The organism is Bhargavaea sp. GQ12 (genome assembly GCF_059758705.1).
Map to the genome: position 1 here is coordinate 165,544 of NZ_JCAXEU010000003.1, position 21,424 is coordinate 186,967.

The window sequence follows — 21,424 nt, forward strand, 5'->3', positions numbered from 1 at the left end:
GTGTTCACTCCCCCGTTTCACCCCGTATAAGCGGCCACTTTATTGCGCCCGACCTGCTTGGCCCCTGTGTAGAGCGCGCGGTCGGCATTCCGGATCAGTCCCATGGCGCTATCCCCGTCCGCCGGCGCTGCGGCGACTCCGATGCTGACGGTGACCGGGATCAAAGCAGGTCCGGCATCACCGTCCGGGTCGACCGTGAAGGCATGGTCCTCGACCTCCCTGCGGAACGCTTCCGAGAAAGTAATTGCCTTCTCCTTGCTCACACCCGGCATCAGGATGACAAATTCTTCACCGCCATAGCGGCTGACTGTCCATGATGGGTCCGAACGCTCCTGCAGAAGCCAGGCAAATTCTGACAGCACAGTGTTTCCGCCCTGATGCCCATGAATGTCGTTGATCTTCTTGAAATGATCGATATCAAGCATGACACAGGAAAGTGCTTCCGACTCCCGGCGCTTCACCTGATCCACATACCGGTGCAGCGCCGTCTCCATGTAACGGTAATTGTACAGTCCCGTGAGCGCACAGCGTTCACTTTCCCGGACGGTCTTTTGAACATGACGCGACTTTTCAAGCGCCACTGCCAGATACGAACCAAGCAGCTCCAGCACCCGCAGATGATGTTCTTCATAGGCGTATGGCCGCTTTGACTTTACCGTCAAAACGCCTTCCACCGTTTTATTTCGGACGATATGCACACCGATCAGGCTTTCCGCATCAGGATGAACGGACCCGTCCGAAAAAACTTCCCATTCCTCCCGGCTTCCGAACAGCCGGCCCTTCCTGGAATGATAGACCATGGAACCGATGCCCGTGTCTTCGCCTTTACTGCGGGTGATGTTGACGAGCATCTCCCCGTTTTCCATCAGCTTCAGGGGTTCGACCCGTCCGTTCCTGATGTCATAGATATTAAGAAAATCCACGGGCACGAGCTCCGGAATTTTCCGGACGAACAGGTCCAGCACTTCCGGCTGTGTCAGCTTTCCTGACATCCCGTGACCGAGTTCGGCGGCTTGGGCAAGCATCTCATTGACCCGCTCCGTCGTATCATACAGCCGCATCAGCAAGATAAAGCTGAAAAACGGGATAGCGAGGATTGGCAGGCTGGCCGCTCCGATCGAAAGATACAGATAGTACGCCGACAGCGCATAGGGGAACACGACAAGAGCCGCCATCAAATCCTGCCTGATCAGCCTGATACGGAACGGGTACGGGTTTCCGATCAGCTTCTGGTACAGATGGATAAAGCCGATATTCCCAAACGTATGGACAGTAAGATAAACGGCTGCCGGCAGGACGAGTTCAGTGAAGCCGATGCCTTTGGTGACGCCTCCTGCAGCATAAAAAGCGGCACCGGACACGACAGACAAGACGAAAAACATCAGCGAATTAAAGAAAAACCGATGGAGAGGATCCGGGCTTTTTTTGTTGCCCGGGATTGCAGCCAGGACTGCGATCTGCATCATGGCCGCTTCCGCGAAAATCCCCCCGAGAAAAAATGCCGGAAGTGTCAGCCAGCCGACAAGCGAAAGCGGAATCCCGTTCCGGCTGACCGGAAAGTAAACGGCCGCCATCGCAAGCAGTGTGGCTGCAAAAAGGACTGACAAGCTAACGGAATCCAGAGGTTCCCTGGTATACCAGAGCCACACGAATCCCGCCGGAACGACAAGGAGCCAGGCGATAATCACTGCCAGCCGCACTGGCTTACCGATGCGGACCATCCCATCCCTCCTCCACGTTTCATGCCACTAATCTACACTTTACCAAATCCTAGAATCTATGTCTTCAAATTTTCAAAAAATTATAGGAAGTGTGGACGGAGTTCCGAGAGCAGGTATAGGGAGCCGGTCACGATCATGGGGGAAGCGTCCTGGGTCCATCTGCCCTGCCGGATCTGGCTGATGTCCACTTGAGTTGACGGAAGTTTTGTGGAGGCGGCAAGCAGTTGAGCAGGCGACGCCCCTGAATGGTCGAAATCGATAAACGAAAACGACTGTGCGACCGGCTCAAGAATCCGGATCACACTGCGGAAATCTTTATTCGAAAGCATCCCCACCATGAAATGGACTTTCGTTTCCTCACCGAATCTGTCCCGGATTGTCCGGACGAGGACTTCCGCAGCTGCCGGATTGTGCGCACCGTCCAGAAAAACGCCCGGCCGGATCTGTTCAAATCTTCCGGGAAGAAAAGCGGTTTCCGCTCCTTTCTTGAGTTTAACTGCATCGAGTTCGACCCCTGCCGCCTTCAGCGCCTCCACTGCAAGTGCGAGATTGATCTCCTGATGAGGGCCTGAGAGACCTGGAGTGATTCCCGGGTTTGCGTTGAAATCTTTTCCATATATAAAGAGTGGCGCAGCCGCTTCCGTAGCGGCTTGTCTTACCTCTTCGATCGCTTCCGGCTCGAGCCGACCGATAATTCCCGGTTTACCCGGCTTAAGGATTCCCGCCTTGTGCCAGGCGATCTCTTTAATTGAGTTGCCTAGAAACCCTGTATGGTCCAAGGCGATCGACGTGATGACGGATGCTTCCGGCACGATGACATTCGTGCTGTCAAAGCGCCCGCCCATGCCGGCTTCCAGGAAAACGATATCGGGCTTTTGGTTCTTAAAGACGAGGAAAGCAGCTGCTGTGAGCAGTTCAAAATCCGTCAGCAGGCCTGATATTCCCGCTTTTTTCATTTCGGCAAATGCCGCGTCGGCCTCATTTTCTGTAATTGGACGTCCGTCAATTCGGATCTGGTCATGAAGGTCGGACATCGCGGGAGAGGTGAAAGATCCGGTCCGCAGTCCGTGCGCACGGGCGATCGAGTCCATGAACGCCACCGTCGATCCCTTGCCGTTCGTCCCGGCCACATGGATATAGCGCAGATGCTTTTCGGGGTTGTTGAGTTGAGCGAGCGATCGCTCCATCGCCTCCAACCCGGGACGGATCTCATCCGCGCTCATCAGTTCGTGCTTCTTTTGGTAGAAATCCAGTTTTGGAATCAATGCCGTCTCCTCCGTGTGGTAAACTTGTGATGAATTCATTTTAGCGTAGAGCGCGGTTCAAGTGGAGGAAGAGCGATGAAGAGTTGTTGGGTCATTTACAATGGAAGCCTCATATCGGATAAATTTGCGGACCAGGCGCGGCTTGTCGCCGAAGCGGCGGAGCGTGCAGGAGTGCGCGCCGACGTCCGGAAAAACTATGAGGTCATGATGGATCTGCAGCGGGGCATCGGTTCAAAGCCTTCGTTTGTCGTGTTCCTGGACAAAGACATTCTGCTGGCCACCTGGCTGAAAGCGTCCGGCATTCCGGTGTTCAATGATCCGGAAGTGATCGAGACATGCGACAATAAGGCCAAGCAATACATCCGGCTCGCGGCGGAAGGGATCCCGATGCCGCGGACAGTCATTGCGCCGAAGGTCTACCCCGCCTTCTCCATCGCGGAGACCGGCTATTTCGAGCGTGTCCTCGCTGATTTCGGGTTGCCGTTGATCATCAAGGAAGGCCATGGCTCGTTCGGCGCCAAGGTGTACCTGATCGAAACCGAAGAGGCATTTTTTGAAAAGGTGGAGTCACTGCGCGGTGTCGACTTCGTCTTCCAGGAATTTATCGCATCAAGCCGGGGCCGTGATATCAGGGTGAACACGGTCGGCGGCCGGATTGTCGCAGCGATGTACCGGCATTCCGAAACAGACTTCCGGGCGAACATTACGAATGGCGGCGTTGCGGAACCGATCGAGCTTACGGAAAACCAGCAGCGTCTTGCCCTGGAAGCCGCACGGGCAGTGGGAGCGGAATTCGCCGGCGTCGACCTCCTTTTCGGACAGGACGGACCGCTTGTGTGCGAAGTCAATGCAGCGGCGCACATCCGGAACATCTATAACGTAACCGGCATCAATGTGGCGGAAGCGATGATCGAATACATACTGGAGAAATTGCCATGAAGCATGGCATCGTCTATTACCGTCCCGATGAGGCAGCCCGCAATGTCAGCTTCATCAAGCTCCTGAAGCTGGCAGCCGAGCGAACGGGCCTTGTCCTCACCCTTTCGATGTACCCCGACGACCTTTCGGCGGACGCTGACTTCATCATCTTCCGGGAACGCAACGCGAAACTCGCCCGGGAACTTGAGAATGCCGGCCACCGGCTTTTCAACCGGGCGCAGATCAACCAGATCGCCAACGACAAGTTCGCCACCTATCAGCTGGCGACTTTCCTCGGGATTCCTGCAGTCCCGAGCCGCCTTGTCGAAAGCCCGGACGAGCTGGATACCTATCCGGCGGTTCTGAAAACCGTCGACGGCCACGGCGGTGTCGAAGTCGCCCGCGTCCTCGACGAAATGGAAGCCGGCTGGTTCTTCACCCGCTTCATGGACCGCCGCATCATCGGCCAGCCCTTTATCGAATCCGGCGCCGCTGATGTCCGCCTGTACATGGTCGGCAACGAACTCGCCGGTGCCGTCAAACGCACCGGCAGCTCGGGGTTCAAATCCAACTTCACACTCGGCGGCCGCGTCGACCCGCACATGCCATCGGCCGACATGGTCCGGGCCGCCCAGCGCATCACCCGCGCTCTGAAAAGTGACTACATCGGCGTCGACTTCCTGCTCCTCCCCGACGGCGGCTTCCTCCTTAACGAGATCGAAGACCCCGTCGGTGCCCGATCACTATACGAAACAAGTGACGTCGACATCGCCGACGTCCTCATGCAGCACATTAAGATGAAGTTGAATGACTAATCCCCCGGCGGGCAGGCCGGGGGATTTTTGGGTGCGGGGGGGTGTCGGGATGGAAGTATGTGTACTTTGGGGAGCGCTTGATGTACTTTCGGCTTGATTTAGTGTACTTTCGCTGCCGCTTAGTGTACTTTCGGCACCGCTTAGTGTACTTTCGCAATTCGCTGTGGTCAGACAGTCTCCTTCTACTCTTCTGATGCCAGCCATTCACCCATCAGTTGGGTCACAGCTTCGGTATTTACAAGCAGCCCATAGTCTGCCTGATATCCAATCGTCTTGCCGGAGCCGATTTTCTCAAATGGCAATTGCATCATCAGGTTTCTGACGCTTTTATGGGCTTTTAGATCGAAAAGGTTCATCATTTCCCGAGGGCTGATCGTTTTTCGGATGAGAATAAACCATGCCAACAAAGTCACGAGGTAAGGATCGCCATCCGACAGCAAACAAATATCGCAATACCATGTCCGCTTTGATTGCTTTTTCAATGGTTTCCTGCAATGACGACAAATCGGTCCGGTGAAATAAGCAGAGCGATTGGGATGCTGGAGCGGAAACGGCAAGTAAGACTGTGCGTGCTCTCTCATGGTTTCCGAAATGGCCATGACATCTTCGTCATTGATAACTGATTTTCTCTCCAGATGTCGCCTAACCAGATTTCGTACTTCCCTTATTTTGTATACAGGGGCATCCTGTCCAATTTCCTCAATGATCGGGTTGTTGGCAAAGACCACGGCTCCCAGTACCGGAACACGATAGCCTTCCATCCTGAGCCATTGAAGAAGATTCTCCTTCTGATCAGCCAACTGGGCCAACGGACAGTCATAGACAATTTGGATTTCTCCGTTCTCATCCACTTTACGCAATTCGGCCGGAACTGGATGAAAACGGAGCCTGCCGGCAATCTGCTTAGATTCAATCAGCAGGATTCCGCTTTTTGCCACGATAACGAGATCCATCTGGAACTGCATACCACCCAATAGGGGCAGCGCCAGATTTTGAATCAGAACCACACCATCTGGAAGCATGACAGAGCAGACTGTTTCAAAGATCCGTTTTTCCCCTGAAACACCTGCACGGAGGTTACTTAAGGACTGCTCTTTATCTGCGCGGGTCAAATCTCCGGGCGGGAGCCTGTCCACTGCCTGCTGGAGAGCAAATTCCATCAACAAGGTTTCCTGTATACTTACTTTTCTCACCCGTTTCCCTAGTTTTTCTTGAGCTTAGCATGACCAAGCTCCCTTGGGAATAGGTGGTTCCATCTTTGAATTTTGACGTCACGAACGCGGATCAAAATTGATTTTCAGGCGACTCAGAATGTCGAAAGTACACTTAGAACGCGGGAAAGTACACCATTCATTCCCGAAAGTACACAATCATGCCGCGAAAGTACACTATCCCCTCGTGAAAGTACACTATCCCCTCATCACCACGCCCCATCCACCCAAAACCCCCGCCAGCTCAAGCCGGCGGGGGTCCTTATTCATATTCAGATCTCTTTCAGCTCCGCGATGCGTTTTTGGACGGAGTCGTATTTATCCTGGTAGTCCTTTTGTTTGGCGCGTTCTTCTTCGACGACGGCTTCTGGGGCTTTGGAGATGAAGCGTTCGTTGGAGAGTTTGCCTTCGACGCGTTTCAGCTCGCCCTGCCACTTGCCCAGTTCCTTCTGAAGCCGTGCCAACTCTTCCTCAATGTTGATGAGGCCTTCGAGCGGCATGAAGAGCTCGGCACCCGTGACGACGGCGGACATGGATTTGTCCGGTGCAATCAGGTCGCGGCTGATTTCAAGCGTCTCCGGGTTGCAGAAGCGCTCTAGATACGCGCGGTTGTTTTCCAGCGCGGCCTGTGTCGTGTCATCGTGCGTGCGGATTGCGAGTGCGACTTTCTTGCTCATCGGCGTATTCACTTCGGCGCGGATGTTGCGGACTGCCTTGATGACATCCATGAGCGTCTTCATGTCGCCTGCGCGCTGTTCGTCGGACAGCGCCGGATCGGCAACCGGCCATTTGGCGGCGACGATCGACTCGCCTTCGTGCGGCAGGCTCTGCCAGATTTCTTCCGTGATGAACGGCATGAACGGGTGGAGCAGGCGCATCGTGTTGTCGAGAACGTAGGCGAGGATCGAGCGGGTCGTCTTCTTCGCCGCTTCGTTTTCCCCGTACAGCGGCAGTTTCGCCATCTCGATGTACCAGTCGCAGAAGTCATCCCAGATGAAGTTATACAGCGCGCGGCCGACTTCGCCGAACTCGTACTTGTCTGCAAGCTTCGTGACTGTCTCGATCGTTTCGTTCAGGCGTGTGAGAATCCACGCATCCGCCGCGGACTTTTCGCCCGACAGGTCGATCTCCTCAAACTTCAGCCCATCCATGTTCATCAATGCAAACCGGGACGCGTTCCAGATTTTGTTCGCGAAGTTCCAGACGGATTCCACTTTCTCGTTTGAGAAGCGAAGGTCTTGCCCAGGCGATGAGCCTGTTGCGAGGAAGTAGCGCAGCGAATCCGCGCCGTACTGATCGATGACATCCATCGGATCGACGCCGTTGCCGAGCGACTTGGACATTTTGCGGCCGTCTTCTGCGCGGACAAGTCCGTGAATCAGCACGTCATCAAACGGGCGCTTGCCGGTGAATTCAAGTCCCTGGAAGATCATCCGGGACACCCAGAAGAAGATGATGTCATAGCCGGTCACAAGCGCGTCCGTCGGATAATAGCGCTTGAACAGTTCGTTGTCCTCATCCGGCCAGTTCAGCGTGGAGAACGGCCAGAGAGCGGAAGAGAACCATGTGTCGAGGACGTCTTCGTCCTGCTTCCAGTTTTCCGCATCTGCCGGTGCTTCCATGCCGACGTGGATTTCACCCGTTTCCTTGTGGTACCAGGCCGGGATCTGGTGGCCCCACCAGAGCTGGCGGGAAATGCACCAGTCGCGGATGTTCTCCATCCAGTTCAGGTACGTTTTCTCGAAGCGCTCCGGAACGAAGTTTACTTTTTCCTCGCCCTTCTGCAGCTCGACTGCGGCCTCAGCGAGCGGCTCCATCTTGACGAACCACTGCGTGGACAGATAAGGCTCGACAACCGCGCCGCTCCGCTCCGAGTGTCCGACCGAGTGCATGTGTTCCTCGATTTCGAACAACACACCCATTTCCTGAAGATCCTTCACAATCTCCTTGCGGCACTCAAAGCGGTCCATGCCCTGGTACTTGCCTGCGCGCTCGTTCATCGAGCCATCTTCATTCATGACAAGGACGCGCTCCAGGTTGTGGCGATTGCCGATTTCAAAGTCGTTCGGGTCATGGGCCGGTGTGATCTTCACCGCGCCGCTACCGAAGTCCATCTCGACATAGTCATCGGCGACGATCGGGATTTCGCGCCCGACGATCGGCAGTTTGACCGTTTTGCCGATCAGGTGCTTGTAGCGCTCATCTTCCGGGTGAACGGCAACTGCGGTATCCCCGAGCATCGTCTCCGGACGGGTCGTCGCGATTTCGATCGACCCCGTGCCATCTGCGAGCGGGTAGCGCATATGATAGAAGGCACCCTGTACGTCCTTATAGATGACTTCGATGTCGGAGAGCGCTGTTTTCGTCTGCGGATCCCAGTTGATAATGTACTCACCGCGGTAGATCAGGCCCTTCTCATAGAGCTTGACGAAGACGGTGCGAACCGCTTCCGAAAGCCCCTCATCAAGTGTGAAGCGCTCACGTGAATAGTCCAGGCCAAGGCCAAGTTTTGACCATTGCTGGCGGATATGCCCGGCATATTCCTCTTTCCATTTCCACGACTCTTCAAGGAATTTCTCGCGGCCGAGGTCATAGCGGCTCTTGCCCTCTTCTTTTAGCTTCCCTTCAACCTTCGCCTGTGTCGCAATCCCGGCGTGGTCCATCCCCGGAAGCCAAAGAGCGTCATAGCCCTGCATGCGCTTCATGCGGATCAGGATATCCTGGAGTGTCGTATCCCAGGCGTGGCCGAGGTGGAGCTTGCCCGTGACGTTCGGCGGCGGAATCACGATCGTGTATGGTTCCTTGCCGCTTTCCGGCTGCGCCTCGAAGAATTTACCGTTGACCCACCACTCATACCTGCCCTGCTCGATTGCCTGCGGATCGTACTTTGTCGGCAGAGACGTTTCCTGCTGGCCGTTCTGTTCCATGTCTTCTTCCTCCTTTGTTTCCGGGAAATCAAAAAACCCTCCGTCCTATAAAGGACGAAGGGCTGACTTCGCGGTACCACCTTTAGTTCCGGCACGCAAAACAAGAGCGGCCGGCGCTCAAAACGATAACGGTCGTCTGACCGGCACTCCGCTACTCGGTTCGCGGAGGCTGCTCACGGGCGACTTCGGACGGCGCTGACGGGAGCTTTCACCAGCCGCTCCCTCTCTCCGGACAACATCCGGTCCTACTCTTCCCGCTCACTGCATCGTTATCCATTTCATTTATTGTACAAAACCGGCAACCGCCCGTCAATACGAAAGGAGGTGTCCCATTTGAGAAAGAACTATAACCCGTGGCTCCTGCCGCCATGCCTCAGAAAAATCCGGTTTTACTGCAAGGCGATCATCATCCCGATCACCGTGTTCCAGCTGATCCGCACATTGTTTGTGCCGACTACTGGCGATTTTCTTCTGCTGATCTTGTTAATCGGACTCTGTGTCGCGTTTTACAAGGATTTTATATGAAGGATAGGAAAAGACGGTATACGTATCTTCGAGGCCCGAGATGAATGCCCTGACCTCATCCGGGCTGTTTTTCGTGGACGCATCGGCCCTTGCCTGCGGTATTTCCGGGCTCACTGCGACGGCCACCGGCTGCCTTTGTTCAGGCTCGGCAGCAGCACGTACTGATGCAGATTCCGACTCCTCGCGAACGGCCAGTTCCGGAACCGCCTCCCTGCGGTGGCTGCTGCTTTCAGGCCGGGACGACGATTCATCATTTGTCTCCAACACTTCCGCTTTCGGGGCTGCTGCCTGGGCTTCATCCGATTCATCATCTATATTGTCACCGTACAGGCAATCCACTTTCCAGGTGACGCAAAGCGCCCCGTCTTCATTCACATGAGCACGGACATCCTGTGCTTTTATCGATGCCCCGTCGCCCGTCTCTGCCGGAAGGTCGATATAAAGGGGAACCGCATACTCAAAGTAACCTGTCTCCCCGCTCAGGTCGATCTCCTCGATCATCGTCGCACCCTCCGGCTCGGGAGTGCCCCCTTCCCCGTCAAACACCGCCATGCACGTCAGGTGATAAATACCGGTCAGCCGGTAGGCATTCTCCGTATGCTCGTCCGTGTACTGGGGTGTCACATTCACTGATTCCGCACGCACCGGCTCTCCGCATCCCTGCGGAAAGCGGAACGTCTGCTCCATCGTCCATGCCGACTTCGCCATCTGCCTCTCCTCCTCTGTATGTTCGCGCATAAAACAATATATGCATCCAAAGGCTCCAATATGGCGAAGACGGGCGGTCTATTTTTGGGAAACGCGGATTGTTGACTGTGGAATGGCGGCTTGGAGCTGGCCACTTCATTTAGGATAGCTGAGTTGACATAATGAGCGAAAGTACACTAAGCGGTCCTGAAAGTACACGATGGCACGGCGAAAGTACACCATGGCCCGCTGAAAGTACACGATGACACCTGCCACAACAAAAAAACCGCCCCATTCCGGGACGGTCACACAAATCATTATCGCTTCAGCTGTTTGAACACTTTGTGGAATGCCTCCACCGTGCGGTCGATATGCGCTTCGGTGTGGGCGGTGGAAATGAAGACGCCTTCGAACTGGGACGGCGGCAGGTAAATGCCTTCTTCCGCCATCAGGGCGTAGTACTTGCCGAACAGTTCTGTATCGGACGTCTTCGCGCTTTCAAAGTCGGTTACGTCCTCGTTTGTGAGGAAGTAGCCGATCATCGAGCCGGCACGGTTGACGGTATGAGGGATGTTGTTCGCCTCTGCCGCTTCGCGGAAGCCGGCTTCCAGACGGTCGCCAAGTGCCTTGAAGTGGTCATACGATTCAGGCGTGAGTTTGCTCAGAGTCGCAATCCCTGCCGCCATGGCGAGCGGGTTGCCGGATAGCGTGCCGGCCTGATAGATCGGGCCGGCCGGAGCGACCTGTTCCATGATCTCGCGTTTCCCGCCGAATGCACCGACCGGGAGGCCGCCGCCGATGACTTTGCCGAGGCAGGTAAGATCTGGTGTTACGCCGAACAGTCCCTGTCCGCTGTTATAGCCGACACGGAAGCCGGTCATGACTTCGTCGAAGATCAGGAGCGAGCCGTGCTGTTCGGTGACTTCACGGAGTCCTTCCAGGAAGCCTTCGTTCGGAGGAACGACACCCATGTTGCCCGCGACCGGTTCGACGATAACCGCGGCAATGTCTTCACCGAAGTTTTCGAATGCCTGGCGCACAGCGTCAAGGTCGTTGTAGGCAACGGTAATCGTATTGCCCGCGATCGAAGCAGGAACTCCAGGGCTGTCAGGCAGGCCGAGTGTCGCAACTCCTGAACCGGCCTTGATCAACAGCGAATCCCCGTGGCCGTGGTAGCAGCCTTCGAATTTCAGGATCTTGTCGCGTCCGGTGACACCGCGTGCCACCCGGAGAGCGCTCATCGTCGCTTCAGTACCGGACGACACCATGCGGATCATCTCGATCGACGGCACGCGGTCGATCACGATTTTCGCAAGCTCGTTTTCGGCAAGTGTGGAAGCGCCAAAGCTGGATCCTTTTGCGGCCTGTTCATTGATCGCCGCGACGACATCGTCATCGGCATGGCCGTGGATCAGCGGGCCCCAGGACAGGACGTAGTCGATATAGTCATTGCCGTCGATATCGGTGATGACGGCACCTTTTCCCTGTTCCATGAAGAGCGGGTCCATGTCGACCGCCTTGAATGCGCGGACCGGCGAGTTGACGCCGCCCGGCATCAGATTGACTGCTTCGGAAAAGGCTTTTTTCGAGTTCTCATACGATCGGGCCAAATCAGTTCCCCTCCATGTATCGTACCGCGTCTTTCGCGAAGTACGTTATGATCATGTCGGCGCCTGCGCGCTTCATCGATGTCAGTGTCTCCATGACGATCTTTTCCTCGTCGACCCAGCCGTTCTGTGCGGCGGCCTTGATCATCGAGTACTCGCCGCTCACGTTATAGGCGACAACCGGCACGCCGGAGAAGTCCTTGACTTCGCGCATGACATCCATATAGGACAGCGATGGCTTCACGATCAGCATGTCCGCACCTTCCTCGATGTCGGACTGCGCTTCACGGATCGCTTCAAGCCGGTTGGCCGGGTCCATCTGGTATGTTTTCCGGTCACCGAACTGCGGCGTGCTGCCCGCAGCCTCACGGAATGGTCCGTAGTAGGCGGATGCATACTTCACCGCATAGGACATGATCGGCACATCTTCAAAGCCTGCTTCATCCAAAGCTTGGCGGATCACCGTAACAAAGCCGTCCATCATATTGGACGGTGCGATAATATCCGCTCCTGCCTTGGCCTGGCTGACAGCTGTGCGGGCCAAAAGGTCGAGCGACGGGTCGTTCAGGATACGGCCTTCCTCGATCAGGCCGCAGTGGCCATGGTCCGTATACTCGCACAGGCATGTATCCGCAACGACTAGCAGTTCCGGATGGCGCTCCTTGATCAGGCGTGTCGCTTCCTGGACAATGCCGTGGTCATGGTATGCTTCTGTGCCTTCCGCGTCTTTATGCTCAGGCACTCCAAACAGGAGAACTGCCGGAATTCCAAGTGACACAACTTCGTCCACTTCTGCGCCAAGATGGTCAAGCGACAAGTTGTAGACCCCTGGCATCGAGCTGACTTCCGTGCGGATGTCTTTCCCTTCCGCTACGAAAATCGGATAGATCAGATCTTCCTTATTCAGAACGGTCTCGCGCACCATCGCGCGCATCGCTGCGGAGTTGCGCAGGCGGCGATGACGTGCAAACTGAAGTTCATTCATGAGATTCCTTCCTTTCGGTTGCCTAATTCCCGGACGAGGTCGAGCAGTGTGTACCGTTCGGGTTTCACATGGACCGCTGCGCCTGCTTCCTGCAGCGCCTGTTCGGTCACATGGCCGATCGCACCGATCGTGAAGCCGGCCCATCCGGTATCCGGCGCGATATGCTGATCAAACACCCTGACGGCAGACGGGCTTGCGAACAGCACGGCGATCCTGCCGCCCTTTCTGAGCTCATCCGCCAGTTCGCGGATGCCCTCCTCGTCGTTAACCGTCTCGTAGACGGTCCACTCATCTACTTCATTCGGAAGCCCTTCCTTGATCGTTTCCTTCGCGAGGTCACCTTTTAGGAACAGGCAGCGATCGTTCTCATCGGAAACCGATGGGAATTCCTCAACGAAATGATCCGCGCTGAACGTAGCCGGAATGAAATCCGCCCGGAAACCGATGTTTTCCAGCGCCTTGGCCGTTTCACTTCCGACAGCCGCGATCTTTACAGGGATGTCTTCCGCCGTGAAGCCTTCCTGTTCCATCTTTAGGCCAAAATAATGTGCCGCGTTGGCGCTGGTGAAGATCAGCCATTCATAGGAAGTGCACGTCTGCATCCTCAGCGAATCGGTCGGAACGATTTTCTCAACGGTCTTGATGAGCGGCAGGATGACGGGATTGCCGCCCTGCAGCTGGACGGAAGCCACCGCTTCCTTCGCCTTCGGGGTTCCGGTGAAAATCACCGTCATCCCAGAAAGAGGATGTTTGTCACGCATCAAGGTCCGCCTTCACTTTCCGGAGGACTTCGTCGGCACCCTGCTCTTTCAGCATGCGTGCCGCCTCCTTTCCGGCATTGACCGGGTCCGCATCCATAACGGTCGCACGGAATACATCTCCTGCATCAGGCGATGCCACAAAGCCTGTGAAGCGGATCTGGCCGCCGTCCACAATCGCGTGGCCGCCGATCGGCACCTGGCAGCTTCCGTCCATTTCATTCAGGAACGTACGCTCCGCCGTGACAGCCTGTTCCGTAGTCGGTTCGGTAAGTTTCGAAAGCTCGCGCAGAAGTTCCTCGTCATCCGAACGGCATTCGATGCCAAGGGCACCCTGTCCCACAGCCGGGATGCACTGCTCCGGCTCCAGGTATTGGGTGACGAGTTCCTGATCCCAGCCCATCCGGTTGAGTCCCGCAGCAGCCAGGAGGATTGCATCATATTCACCGTCACGGAGCTTTCTGAGCCGCGTCTCGATGTTGCCGCGGATCCACTTGATCTCAATGTCCGGACGGATCATGAGCAGCTGGGAACTGCGGCGGAGACTTGATGTTCCGACAACCGCCCCTGCAGGAAGATCTTCCAGGCGGATATGCCCGTTTGCGATGTAGGCGTCACGCACATCTTCCCGCTCCGGCACACAGCCGACCGTCAGGCCTTCCTGAAGCTCGGCAGGCATGTCCTTCATGGAGTGCACGGCAAAATCGATCTCTTTGTCGATCAGCGCCTGCTCGATCTCTTTGACGAACAGACCCTTTCCTCCGACTTTCGACAGCATGACATCCAGGATCTTATCGCCTTTTGTGACAATCTCCTTTACTTCAAACTCAAACGGCACACCCGCTTCCTTCAGCTGGTCGATAAACCAGTTGGTCTGCGTAAGCGCCAGATTGGAACGTCTTGAACCGACAATGATTTTTCTCAAAGTGAACCCACCCTTTCAAATATCAATACCAGAAATGAAACACGGATAACCTGCTGATCAGCAGGAAATTTACGATTACCGCAAGAAATGCCAGGATATGTCCCCAGGCGATGTCAGGTCCGTTCAGCTTGCCGCGGTTCTGCAAGACCAGCAGCACACAGTAAATGACAAGCAGAAGAAACGAACCGATGATTTTCGGGTCCCACACCGGAAATGGCCCTGCGGCGATAAAGGCCCACTGGAGCCCGAGAATCAGGCTCATGAGAAGAACCGGCACCCCGACGACGACCGAAATGGTCATCGCCCGCTTTGCTTGCTCGAGAGATGGCAGCCTGCCCCACCGGCCGTCCCATTTTTTGTTTTTCAGCGTTCGGTAAAGGAGCAGATAAAGGATCGCAAAAACAAATGACAGCGAAAAGGCCGTGTAAGAGATCATCGCGAAAGTGATGTGGATAAACAGCAGTTCCGAAATGAGCGCCTCACCAACTGCGCTGCCGGGCGTTCCCGCTTCCCCGAAAGCCGTGATGACAACTGCCGCAAAGCCGATCACATTCAGGAAAAACACCGCGAAATGGGCTTTCCTGAACAGGTGGACGACGAGCGACATCGTAATCAGCAGCCATGCATAGAAGTTAATGCCTTCCGAAAGGCTGAGCACAGGAAAACGCTGCTCCTCAAGGATGTTCCCGATAAGAAACATCGTCTGCATAAGCCAGACTGCAGCAAGCGTGAAGAATGCAGCTTTCCTCGCTTTCGGCTGGCTGTTCAAAAAGTCGATAAAATAGAACACAAGGCTGGCCGCATAGAGGACGACCATGGCCTCATGCAGCCTCATCAGTCCGAATTCGGTCATTGAAACCCTCTGCTTTCTTATTAAAAAAGAGCGTTTCCGCGTCTATAGTGTATCACATAGATGCGGAAACGCCCTTTAAAAACAATCAGTGCACCGGTGACGGTTTCATGGCGGCAAGGCCGGCTTCCTTGGCCCGTTTTTCCTTTGCACGCACCGCGGTTTCGGCATACTCTTCCGCAACGGCTTCTTCGATTCCGAAGATCCGCTGGAACAGCTCGAGCTGGCGGGCGGCATCCGGTGATCCCGCAATTTCCTTGGCCTGCAGGATCGGTTCCTTCAGCATCTGGTTGATGATCGACTTTGTATGCTTGCTGAGGACTTTTTTCTCGCGCTCCGTCAGGTCCGGCATCTTATTGAGAATGCTTTCCATCGTTTCTTCCTGGATGGAAAGTGCCTTCTTGCGGAGTGCAGAAATGACCGGAACGACACCGAGCGTTGTCAGCCATTCGTCGAAGGAGACCAGTTCCGTTTCGATCATGTCCATGATCTGGTCGGCCGCGCGGCGGCGTTCGGCAAGGTTCGCTTCGACAATGCCGTGCAGGTCATCGATATCATACAGGAAGACGTTTGACAGGTCACCGATTTTCGGATCGAGGTCACGAGGGACCGCGATGTCGACCATAAAGAGCGGCTTGCCCTTCCGCAGCTTCTCGACATCTTTCATCATGTCGTAGTCGATGACAAAATCCTGTGCGCCTGTCGAACTGATCACAATGTCTGCCTCAAGCAGTGAGCACTGAAGTTCATTCATCGGCTTGGCGGTCCCGTTGAACTTCTCGGCCATCGCCTCCGCCTTGCTGAGTGTGCGGTTAAGGACGGTGACCTTACCTACGCCGCTTCCATATAGGTTCTTGATGGCCAGCTCACCCATTTTGCCGGCGCCGACAATCACGACATGCTTGCGGCTGAGCGAACCGAAGATTTTCTTGGCCAGTTCGACTGCAGCATAGGAGACGGAAACCGCATTTTCACCGATTTCCGTTTCGGAATGCGCACGCTTCGCATTGGTGATCGCCCGCTTGAACAGCTCGTTGAAGACGGTACCGGTCGTACCGTGTTCCTGCCCGATCATAAAGCTTGAGCGGACCTGTCCGAGGATCTGTGTTTCGCCGAGCACCATCGAGTCGATGCCCGCAGCGACCTTATACAGATGACGCACCGCTTCGTCCTGCACTTCGATGGTAAGGTACGGTTCGATTTCTTCCAGCTCCATCCCGAACCACTTTGCCAGGAAGCGTTTGACATAATAACGCACAGTGTGCAGCTGATCCCCGACGGCATAAATCTCGGTGCGGTTGCATGTCGAGACAATGACATTCTCCAGGATGCTTTTTTCATTCTGCAGCGCCTGCATGGCCGCGGGAAGGTCGGACTCAAGGAAACTGAGCCGCTCCCTGAGCTCGACAGGCGCCGTCCGGTAGTTTACACCGACGACAATGGAATACATAAAGGTGTCACACCTCTCACGTTCTTTCATTTCACGGCTCTCATTATACCACGCCATTCAGCCCGGAACCGGCCCAAATGTGAACAAGCCATGAAAGCCACTTTATAATGATTACAATCAAAGTATAGCAAAAGAAAATCGGCGAATCAAAAAACCCGCCTATGTAAATAAAGGATATGGTTGTCTATATACATCCAGCGGGCGGACTAAACCTGGCAGCCGCTCCAAAATGGATAATTCCCCGTCCTGCCAGTGTATGTAGAAATCCTGTGCCGTATGTACCGCATTCAGAACAAAAAGCAGCGGCTTGTCTTTTCCAAAGAGGAAAGGCTGCCGCTGCCTATAATAAATCCGGTTTTCACTTCATTCGTTTTTCAAGGATGGCCCAGGCTTCTTCCTTGCCCTGACCCGTTTCGGAGGAAAACAGGACAAACGGGTCGCCTTCTTCGAGACCGAGTGCTTCCTTGATGATCTTCCGGTGCTTAGGCAGCCTGCTTTTCGGAATCTTATCCGCCTTCGTGGCGACGATGATCGTCGGCAGGTTGTAGTGCTTCAGAAAATCATACATGATGATGTCATCTTCAGATGGCGGGTGGCGGAGGTCAATGAGCTGGATGACGGATTTAAGCTGCTCGCGGCCCGTCAGGTAGCGCTCGATCATCTTGCCCCACGCCTCGCGTTCTGATTTTGAAACTTTCGCATAGCCGTAGCCCGGCACATCTACAAAATAGAAGGAGTCCTCAATCTTGTAGAAATTGAGTGTCTGCGTCTTGCCCGGCTTGGACGATGTTCTGGCAAGGCTCTTCCGGCCGATCATCTTGTTGATGAACGATGATTTACCGACATTCGAGCGTCCCGCCAGCGCGAATTCCGGGTAACCCTCGTCGGGGTACTGTTCGGGCTTGACCGCGCTGATGGTGATCTCGGCATTGTTTACTTTCATTTCTGTTCCTCCTCCAGAGCGATTTCCAGCACTTCCGTCACATTGCTGACGGGGTGGAAAGTCAGCTCTTCACGGACTGTGTCGGGGATATCCTCGATATCCCGTTCATTGTCCGCAGGGATGACAATAGTCGTCAATCCCGCGCGGTGCGCGCTTAATGTCTTTTCTTTGAGGCCGCCGATCGGCAGGACACGGCCGCGCAGCGTGATTTCGCCCGTCATGCCGACTTCCCTCCGGACCGGCCGCTTTGTCAGCGCCGATACGAGCGCCGTTGCGATCGTAATGCCGGCTGAAGGCCCGTCCTTCGGCACGGCCCCTTCCGGCACGTGGATATGAAGATCGGTGTCTTCGTGGAAGGATGGGTCGATGCCGAGCTCTTCGGCATGGGAACGGACATATGAGAGCGCAGTCTGTGCCGACTCTTTCATGACGTCCCCAAGTTTGCCGGTAAGGATGAGCTTGCCTTTTCCTGCAGACAGGGACACTTCGATCTGAAGGGTATCTCCCCCTACTGTCGTATAGGCAAGCCCGGTCGCAGCGCCCACCTGATTTTCCAGCTCGGCCATGCCATAGCGGAATTTCGGCTTACCGAGCATCTCAACGACAACTTTCGGTGAAACCTGGACACGCTTGTTCTTGCCGGATATAATGCGCTTCACCGCTTTTCGTGCGATGGCGGCAATTTGCCGTTCCAATGAACGGACGCCGGCTTCGCGCGTGTAGTAGCGGATCAGATAACGGAACGCCTCGTCCGAGATGCGGAGCTGCGCCTTTGTCAGGCCATGGCGCTCCAGCTGCCTTGGATACAAGTGGTTTTTCGCGATCAACTGCTTTTCCAGCTCGGTGTAGCCGGGGATCGTGATGATTTCCATGCGGTCACGCAACGGCCCCGGAATCATGCTGAGATCGTTCGCGGTCGCGACGAACATCACCTTCGAGAGATCATAGGTTTCTTCAATATAATGGTCGCTGAAGTTATGGTTCTGCTCCGGATCCAGTACCTCGAGCATTGCGGAAGACGGATCTCCACGGAAGTCGTTCGACATCTTATCGATTTCGTCCAGCAGGAAGACCGGGTTGACGGTCCCCGCTTTCCGCATCCCTTGGATGATCCGTCCCGGCATGGCACCTACATACGTACGCCGGTGTCCCCGCACTTCGGATTCATCTCTGACGCCGCCAAGCGCGATCCGGACAAACTTCCTTCCAAGCGATTCCGCGATAGAACGTGCAAGCGACGTTTTCCCGACCCCTGGAGGACCCGCCAGACAGAGGATCGGCCCTCGAAGGGAACCGGTCATCTGCTGGACGGCCAAGTATTCAAGGATCCGTTCCTTAACTTGCTCCAGGCCGTCATGATCACGGTTCAGGATCCGTTCGGCGCGGTTCAGGTCAAGGCGGTCCTCTGTCTCTTCAGTCCATGGAAGGGCAAGCAGCCAGTCGATATAACTCCGGATGACGCCGCTTTCCGCTGCGGCCGCAGGAAGACGTTCGTAACGGTCCAGCTCGCGCAGGGCTGCGGTAAGCACATGCTTCGGCATCCCTGATTCCAGAATCCGTTCACGCAGTTCCGCAGTTTCCCCGCCTTTGCCGTCCGCATCGCCGAGCTCCGTCTGGATGGCTTTCATCTGTTCACGCAGGTAGAACTCTTTTTGTGTCTTTTCCATCGCTTCTTTGACACGCTTGTTGATCTTCTTCTCCAGGCTGAGTACTTCCTGCTCATTGAGGAGGCGGCTGATCAGCCATTCGATCCGTTCCTTTACGTTAAACAGCTCAAGCACTTCCTGTTTGCCGGCCACTTTCAGCGGAAGATTGGCCGCAACCATATCGGCAAGACGGCCGGGCTCGGAAATGTCAGCCACCGACTCGTAAGTCTCATCGGTGACTTTCTTGGAGAGCTTCGTGTATTTCTTGAACTGTTCCAGCAGCGTTCTCATTAATGCTTCGTGCTCGATATCGGATTCCCGGTCCGGCTCGATCAGCTCGATATTGGCAGTTGAATATGACTCCCCATCATCAAGTGCGATCAGCTTTGCACGATCCAGCCCCTCGATCAGGACCCTCATCGTCCCGTTCGGAAGCTTGACTGTCTGCTTCACCTCCGCAAGTATGCCTGTCCCGTACAGTTCTTCCAGGGTCGGCTGTTCAACGGAAATGTCACGCTGGGAAACGAGGAAGATCTTGTTCTCCTCCACGATGGCACGCTCGATCGCCGCCATCGACCGCTCACGGCCAACGTCGATATGGAGCACCATTTTCGGAAACACCAGCATCCCCCGCAGGGGCAAGTATGGAATATCATTCATTTTATTTGTCGGCATATTCGGAGTCACCTCCATGTATTCATGTCCGTTTCGATACGGGTTAAAACTTATCCGTTGCGAAAAAGCCGGCATCCGTCCGCTGCCGCTAAGACGGCAGATGGATGCCGGCTCTTCCAGTTGGATCAAGCCGATGTCTTTTCGTTATCAGAGTCATTGCCGACCGGATCGCCATTCTCATCAAGGAGAAGCGGCTCAGCTCCGTCGGTGACAGAATCCTTCGTGATGATGCAGTCCACCACATCCTCGCGGGATGGTAGGTCATACATGACATCGAGCATGATTTTCTCGATGATCGACCGGAGTCCGCGGGCACCCGTCTTGCGCTCGATCGCCTCTGCGGCGATGGCACGGAGCGCCTCATCTTCGAAGGTCAGGCGGACACTGTCCAGCTCGAGCATCTTCTGATATTGCTTGACGACCGCGTTTTTCGGCCCGGTGAGAATCTGGACAAGCGTGTCCTCATCCAGCTGTTCCAAGCTGGCAAGAACCGGCAGACGTCCGATAAATTCAGGAATCAGGCCGTAGCGCAGCAGGTCTTCCGGAATCAGGCGGGAAAGCAGCGATTGTTCGTCGTCCGCATTCGCCTTTTCGGAGCCGAAACCGATGACCTTCTTGCCGATCCGGCGCTTAATGATGTCTTCAATGCCATCGAAAGCTCCGCCCACAATGAACAGGACATTCGTCGTGTCAATCTGGATGAATTCCTGATGCGGATGCTTGCGGCCGCCCTGTGGCGGAACACTCGCAACTGTGCCTTCAAGGATTTTCAGGAGCGCTTGCTGCACGCCTTCTCCGGATACATCGCGTGTGATCGACGGGTTCTCGGATTTCCGGGCAACCTTATCGATTTCATCAATATAGATGATGCCTTTTTCGGCACGCTCGATATCGTAGTCCGCTGACTGGATCAGCTTCAGCAAAATGTTTTCGACGTCCTCGCCTACATAGCCGGCTTCCGTCAGTGATGTAGCGTCCGCCATGGCAAACGGCACATCGAGAATGCGTGCCAAAGTCTGGGCAAGGAGGGTTTTCCCGCTGCCTGTAGGCCCGATCAGCACAATGTTGGATTTCGCCAATTCCACGTCGTCGATCTTGGAGTTGGAATTGACGCGCTTATAATGGTTATATACCGCAACGGACAATGCCTTTTTCGCACGGTCCTGCCCGATCACATACTCATCGAGGATGGTCTGGATATCGCGAGGTTTCGGAACATCCTTGAGTTCGAAGCCTTCTTCTCCGGTGCCGACTTCCTCTTCGACGATTTCGGAGCAGAGCTCGATGCATTCGTCACAGATATAGACACCCGGACCGGCAACCAGTTTGCGGACCTGTTCTTGTGGTTTGCCGCAGAAGGAGCAGTTCAGGTTTTCGTTTTCATCGTTGAATTTAAACAAAGTCGTTCACCCCTATTCAAGTGACAATCTTACAAGATTGCCTAATCGTTGGCAAACATTTCGTACCGGGCACATCTGGCGCGAAAAAAGCTTCCCAATGTATGAAAGAAGGCGCT

17 protein-coding genes and 1 other annotated feature are annotated in these 21,424 nt (G+C 55.2%); of the genes, 3 read left to right on the forward strand and 14 right to left on the reverse strand.

The features are described from left to right. Positions 1-17: 17 nt before the first annotated feature. Positions 18-1,721 carry a GGDEF domain-containing protein gene (locus AC6CHQ_RS04280; RefSeq protein ID WP_498080952.1) on the reverse strand — a complete coding sequence of 568 codons (1,704 nt, stop codon included), beginning with the start codon at positions 1,719-1,721 and terminating at the stop codon, positions 18-20. Positions 1,722-1,801: 80 nt separating this feature from the next. Beyond that, a complete protein-coding gene (locus tag AC6CHQ_RS04285; RefSeq protein WP_498080953.1) occupies positions 1,802-2,986 on the reverse strand; it encodes a bifunctional folylpolyglutamate synthase/dihydrofolate synthase in 1,185 nt (394 codons plus the stop codon). A 75-nt stretch (positions 2,987-3,061) separates the two neighbouring features. On the opposite strand from AC6CHQ_RS04285, the gene AC6CHQ_RS04290 reads away from it, so the two are divergent. Together AC6CHQ_RS04290 and AC6CHQ_RS04295 are read left to right on the forward strand one after the other, a co-directional pair. Then, on the forward strand, positions 3,062-3,925 hold the full coding sequence (locus AC6CHQ_RS04290) for an ATP-grasp domain-containing protein (RefSeq protein WP_251238545.1): 864 nt from the start codon (positions 3,062-3,064) through the stop codon (positions 3,923-3,925). Next, positions 3,922-4,719: an ATP-grasp domain-containing protein gene (locus tag AC6CHQ_RS04295; RefSeq protein ID WP_498080954.1), complete on the forward strand. Its 798-nt coding sequence runs from the start codon at positions 3,922-3,924 to the stop codon at positions 4,717-4,719. The genes AC6CHQ_RS04290 and AC6CHQ_RS04295 overlap by 4 nt, the downstream gene beginning before the upstream one ends. A gap of 182 nt (positions 4,720-4,901) precedes the next feature. On the opposite strand, the gene AC6CHQ_RS04300 is transcribed toward AC6CHQ_RS04295, so the two are convergent. Continuing rightward, positions 4,902-5,879, reverse strand: a complete 978-nt coding sequence (locus AC6CHQ_RS04300; protein ID WP_498080955.1) for a nuclease-related domain-containing protein — start codon at positions 5,877-5,879, stop codon at positions 4,902-4,904. A 323-nt stretch (positions 5,880-6,202) separates the two neighbouring features. Beyond that, positions 6,203-8,857 carry a valine--tRNA ligase gene (locus tag AC6CHQ_RS04305; protein WP_498080956.1) on the reverse strand — a complete coding sequence of 885 codons (2,655 nt, stop codon included), beginning with the start codon at positions 8,855-8,857 and terminating at the stop codon, positions 6,203-6,205. A 47-nt stretch (positions 8,858-8,904) separates the two neighbouring features. Continuing rightward, positions 8,905-9,128 (reverse strand) — a binding site (T-box leader). 62 nt (positions 9,129-9,190) lie between these two features. Here AC6CHQ_RS04305 and AC6CHQ_RS04310 point away from each other — a divergent pair. After that, entirely contained in the window at positions 9,191-9,382 is a 192-nt protein-coding gene (locus AC6CHQ_RS04310) for a YszA family small membrane protein (RefSeq protein ID WP_092051433.1), read from the forward strand. On the opposite strand, the gene AC6CHQ_RS04315 is transcribed toward AC6CHQ_RS04310, so the two are convergent. The 10 genes from AC6CHQ_RS04315 to clpX all read right to left on the reverse strand — a co-directional run bounded on the left by AC6CHQ_RS04315 (position 9,341) and on the right by clpX (position 21,308). Next, positions 9,341-10,090, reverse strand: a complete 750-nt coding sequence (locus tag AC6CHQ_RS04315) for a prolipoprotein diacylglyceryl transferase (RefSeq protein WP_251238543.1) — start codon at positions 10,088-10,090, stop codon at positions 9,341-9,343. The genes AC6CHQ_RS04310 and AC6CHQ_RS04315 overlap by 42 nt on opposite strands. Before the next feature lie 296 nt (positions 10,091-10,386). Next, positions 10,387-11,679 (reverse strand): glutamate-1-semialdehyde 2,1-aminomutase, encoded by a 1,293-nt coding sequence (gene hemL / locus AC6CHQ_RS04320; protein ID WP_285858591.1) that lies wholly within the window; start codon positions 11,677-11,679, stop codon positions 10,387-10,389. A 1-nt stretch (position 11,680) separates the two neighbouring features. Beyond that, on the reverse strand, positions 11,681-12,661 hold the full coding sequence (gene hemB, locus AC6CHQ_RS04325; protein ID WP_251238542.1) for a porphobilinogen synthase: 981 nt from the start codon (positions 12,659-12,661) through the stop codon (positions 11,681-11,683). Further along, complete coding sequence (locus AC6CHQ_RS04330; protein ID WP_092051444.1) at positions 12,658-13,422, reverse strand: uroporphyrinogen-III synthase; 765 nt, start codon at positions 13,420-13,422, stop codon at positions 12,658-12,660. The genes hemB and AC6CHQ_RS04330 overlap by 4 nt, the downstream gene beginning before the upstream one ends. Next, complete coding sequence (hemC, locus tag AC6CHQ_RS04335; protein ID WP_092051447.1) at positions 13,415-14,344, reverse strand: hydroxymethylbilane synthase; 930 nt, start codon at positions 14,342-14,344, stop codon at positions 13,415-13,417. The genes AC6CHQ_RS04330 and hemC overlap by 8 nt, the downstream gene beginning before the upstream one ends. A 22-nt stretch (positions 14,345-14,366) precedes the next feature. Next, positions 14,367-15,197: a cytochrome c biogenesis protein gene (locus AC6CHQ_RS04340; protein ID WP_498080957.1), complete on the reverse strand. Its 831-nt coding sequence runs from the start codon at positions 15,195-15,197 to the stop codon at positions 14,367-14,369. Between the two features lie 85 nt (positions 15,198-15,282). After that, positions 15,283-16,644, reverse strand: a complete 1,362-nt coding sequence (gene hemA, locus AC6CHQ_RS04345) for a glutamyl-tRNA reductase (RefSeq protein WP_498080977.1) — start codon at positions 16,642-16,644, stop codon at positions 15,283-15,285. Between the two features lie 358 nt (positions 16,645-17,002). Next, a complete protein-coding gene (gene yihA / locus AC6CHQ_RS04350; protein ID WP_251238540.1) occupies positions 17,003-17,587 on the reverse strand; it encodes a ribosome biogenesis GTP-binding protein YihA/YsxC in 585 nt (194 codons plus the stop codon). Continuing rightward, positions 17,584-19,908, reverse strand: a complete 2,325-nt coding sequence (lon, locus tag AC6CHQ_RS04355) for an endopeptidase La (protein ID WP_498080958.1) — start codon at positions 19,906-19,908, stop codon at positions 17,584-17,586. Before lon ends, yihA begins: the two co-directional genes overlap by 4 nt. A 125-nt stretch (positions 19,909-20,033) precedes the next feature. After that, positions 20,034-21,308 (reverse strand): ATP-dependent protease ATP-binding subunit ClpX, encoded by a 1,275-nt coding sequence (gene clpX, locus AC6CHQ_RS04360; RefSeq protein WP_092051458.1) that lies wholly within the window; start codon positions 21,306-21,308, stop codon positions 20,034-20,036. Positions 21,309-21,424: the final 116 nt, after the last annotated feature.

Excerpts from the sequence above, each read along its gene's own strand:
- AC6CHQ_RS04305 (WP_498080956.1), bottom strand. The coding sequence starts at position 8,857 with ATGGAACAGAACGGCCAGCAGGAAACGTCTCTGCCGACAAAGTACGAT.
- AC6CHQ_RS04330 (WP_092051444.1), bottom strand. The coding sequence starts at position 13,422 with ATGCGTGACAAACATCCTCTTTCTGGGATGACGGTGATTTTCACCGGA.
- AC6CHQ_RS04280 (WP_498080952.1), bottom strand. The coding sequence starts at position 1,721 with ATGGTCCGCATCGGTAAGCCAGTGCGGCTGGCAGTGATTATCGCCTGG.
- AC6CHQ_RS04295 (WP_498080954.1), top strand. The coding sequence starts at position 3,922 with ATGAAGCATGGCATCGTCTATTACCGTCCCGATGAGGCAGCCCGCAAT.
- lon (WP_498080958.1), bottom strand. The coding sequence starts at position 19,908 with ATGCCGACAAATAAAATGAATGATATTCCATACTTGCCCCTGCGGGGG.
- hemB (WP_251238542.1), bottom strand. The coding sequence starts at position 12,661 with ATGAATGAACTTCAGTTTGCACGTCATCGCCGCCTGCGCAACTCCGCA.
- AC6CHQ_RS04340 (WP_498080957.1), bottom strand. The coding sequence starts at position 15,197 with ATGACCGAATTCGGACTGATGAGGCTGCATGAGGCCATGGTCGTCCTC.
- AC6CHQ_RS04290 (WP_251238545.1), top strand. The coding sequence starts at position 3,062 with ATGAAGAGTTGTTGGGTCATTTACAATGGAAGCCTCATATCGGATAAA.
- yihA (WP_251238540.1), bottom strand. The coding sequence starts at position 17,587 with ATGAAAGTAAACAATGCCGAGATCACCATCAGCGCGGTCAAGCCCGAA.
- AC6CHQ_RS04315 (WP_251238543.1), bottom strand. The coding sequence starts at position 10,090 with ATGGCGAAGTCGGCATGGACGATGGAGCAGACGTTCCGCTTTCCGCAG.
- AC6CHQ_RS04300 (WP_498080955.1), bottom strand. The coding sequence starts at position 5,879 with ATGGAATTTGCTCTCCAGCAGGCAGTGGACAGGCTCCCGCCCGGAGAT.
- hemA (WP_498080977.1), bottom strand. The coding sequence starts at position 16,644 with ATGTATTCCATTGTCGTCGGTGTAAACTACCGGACGGCGCCTGTCGAG.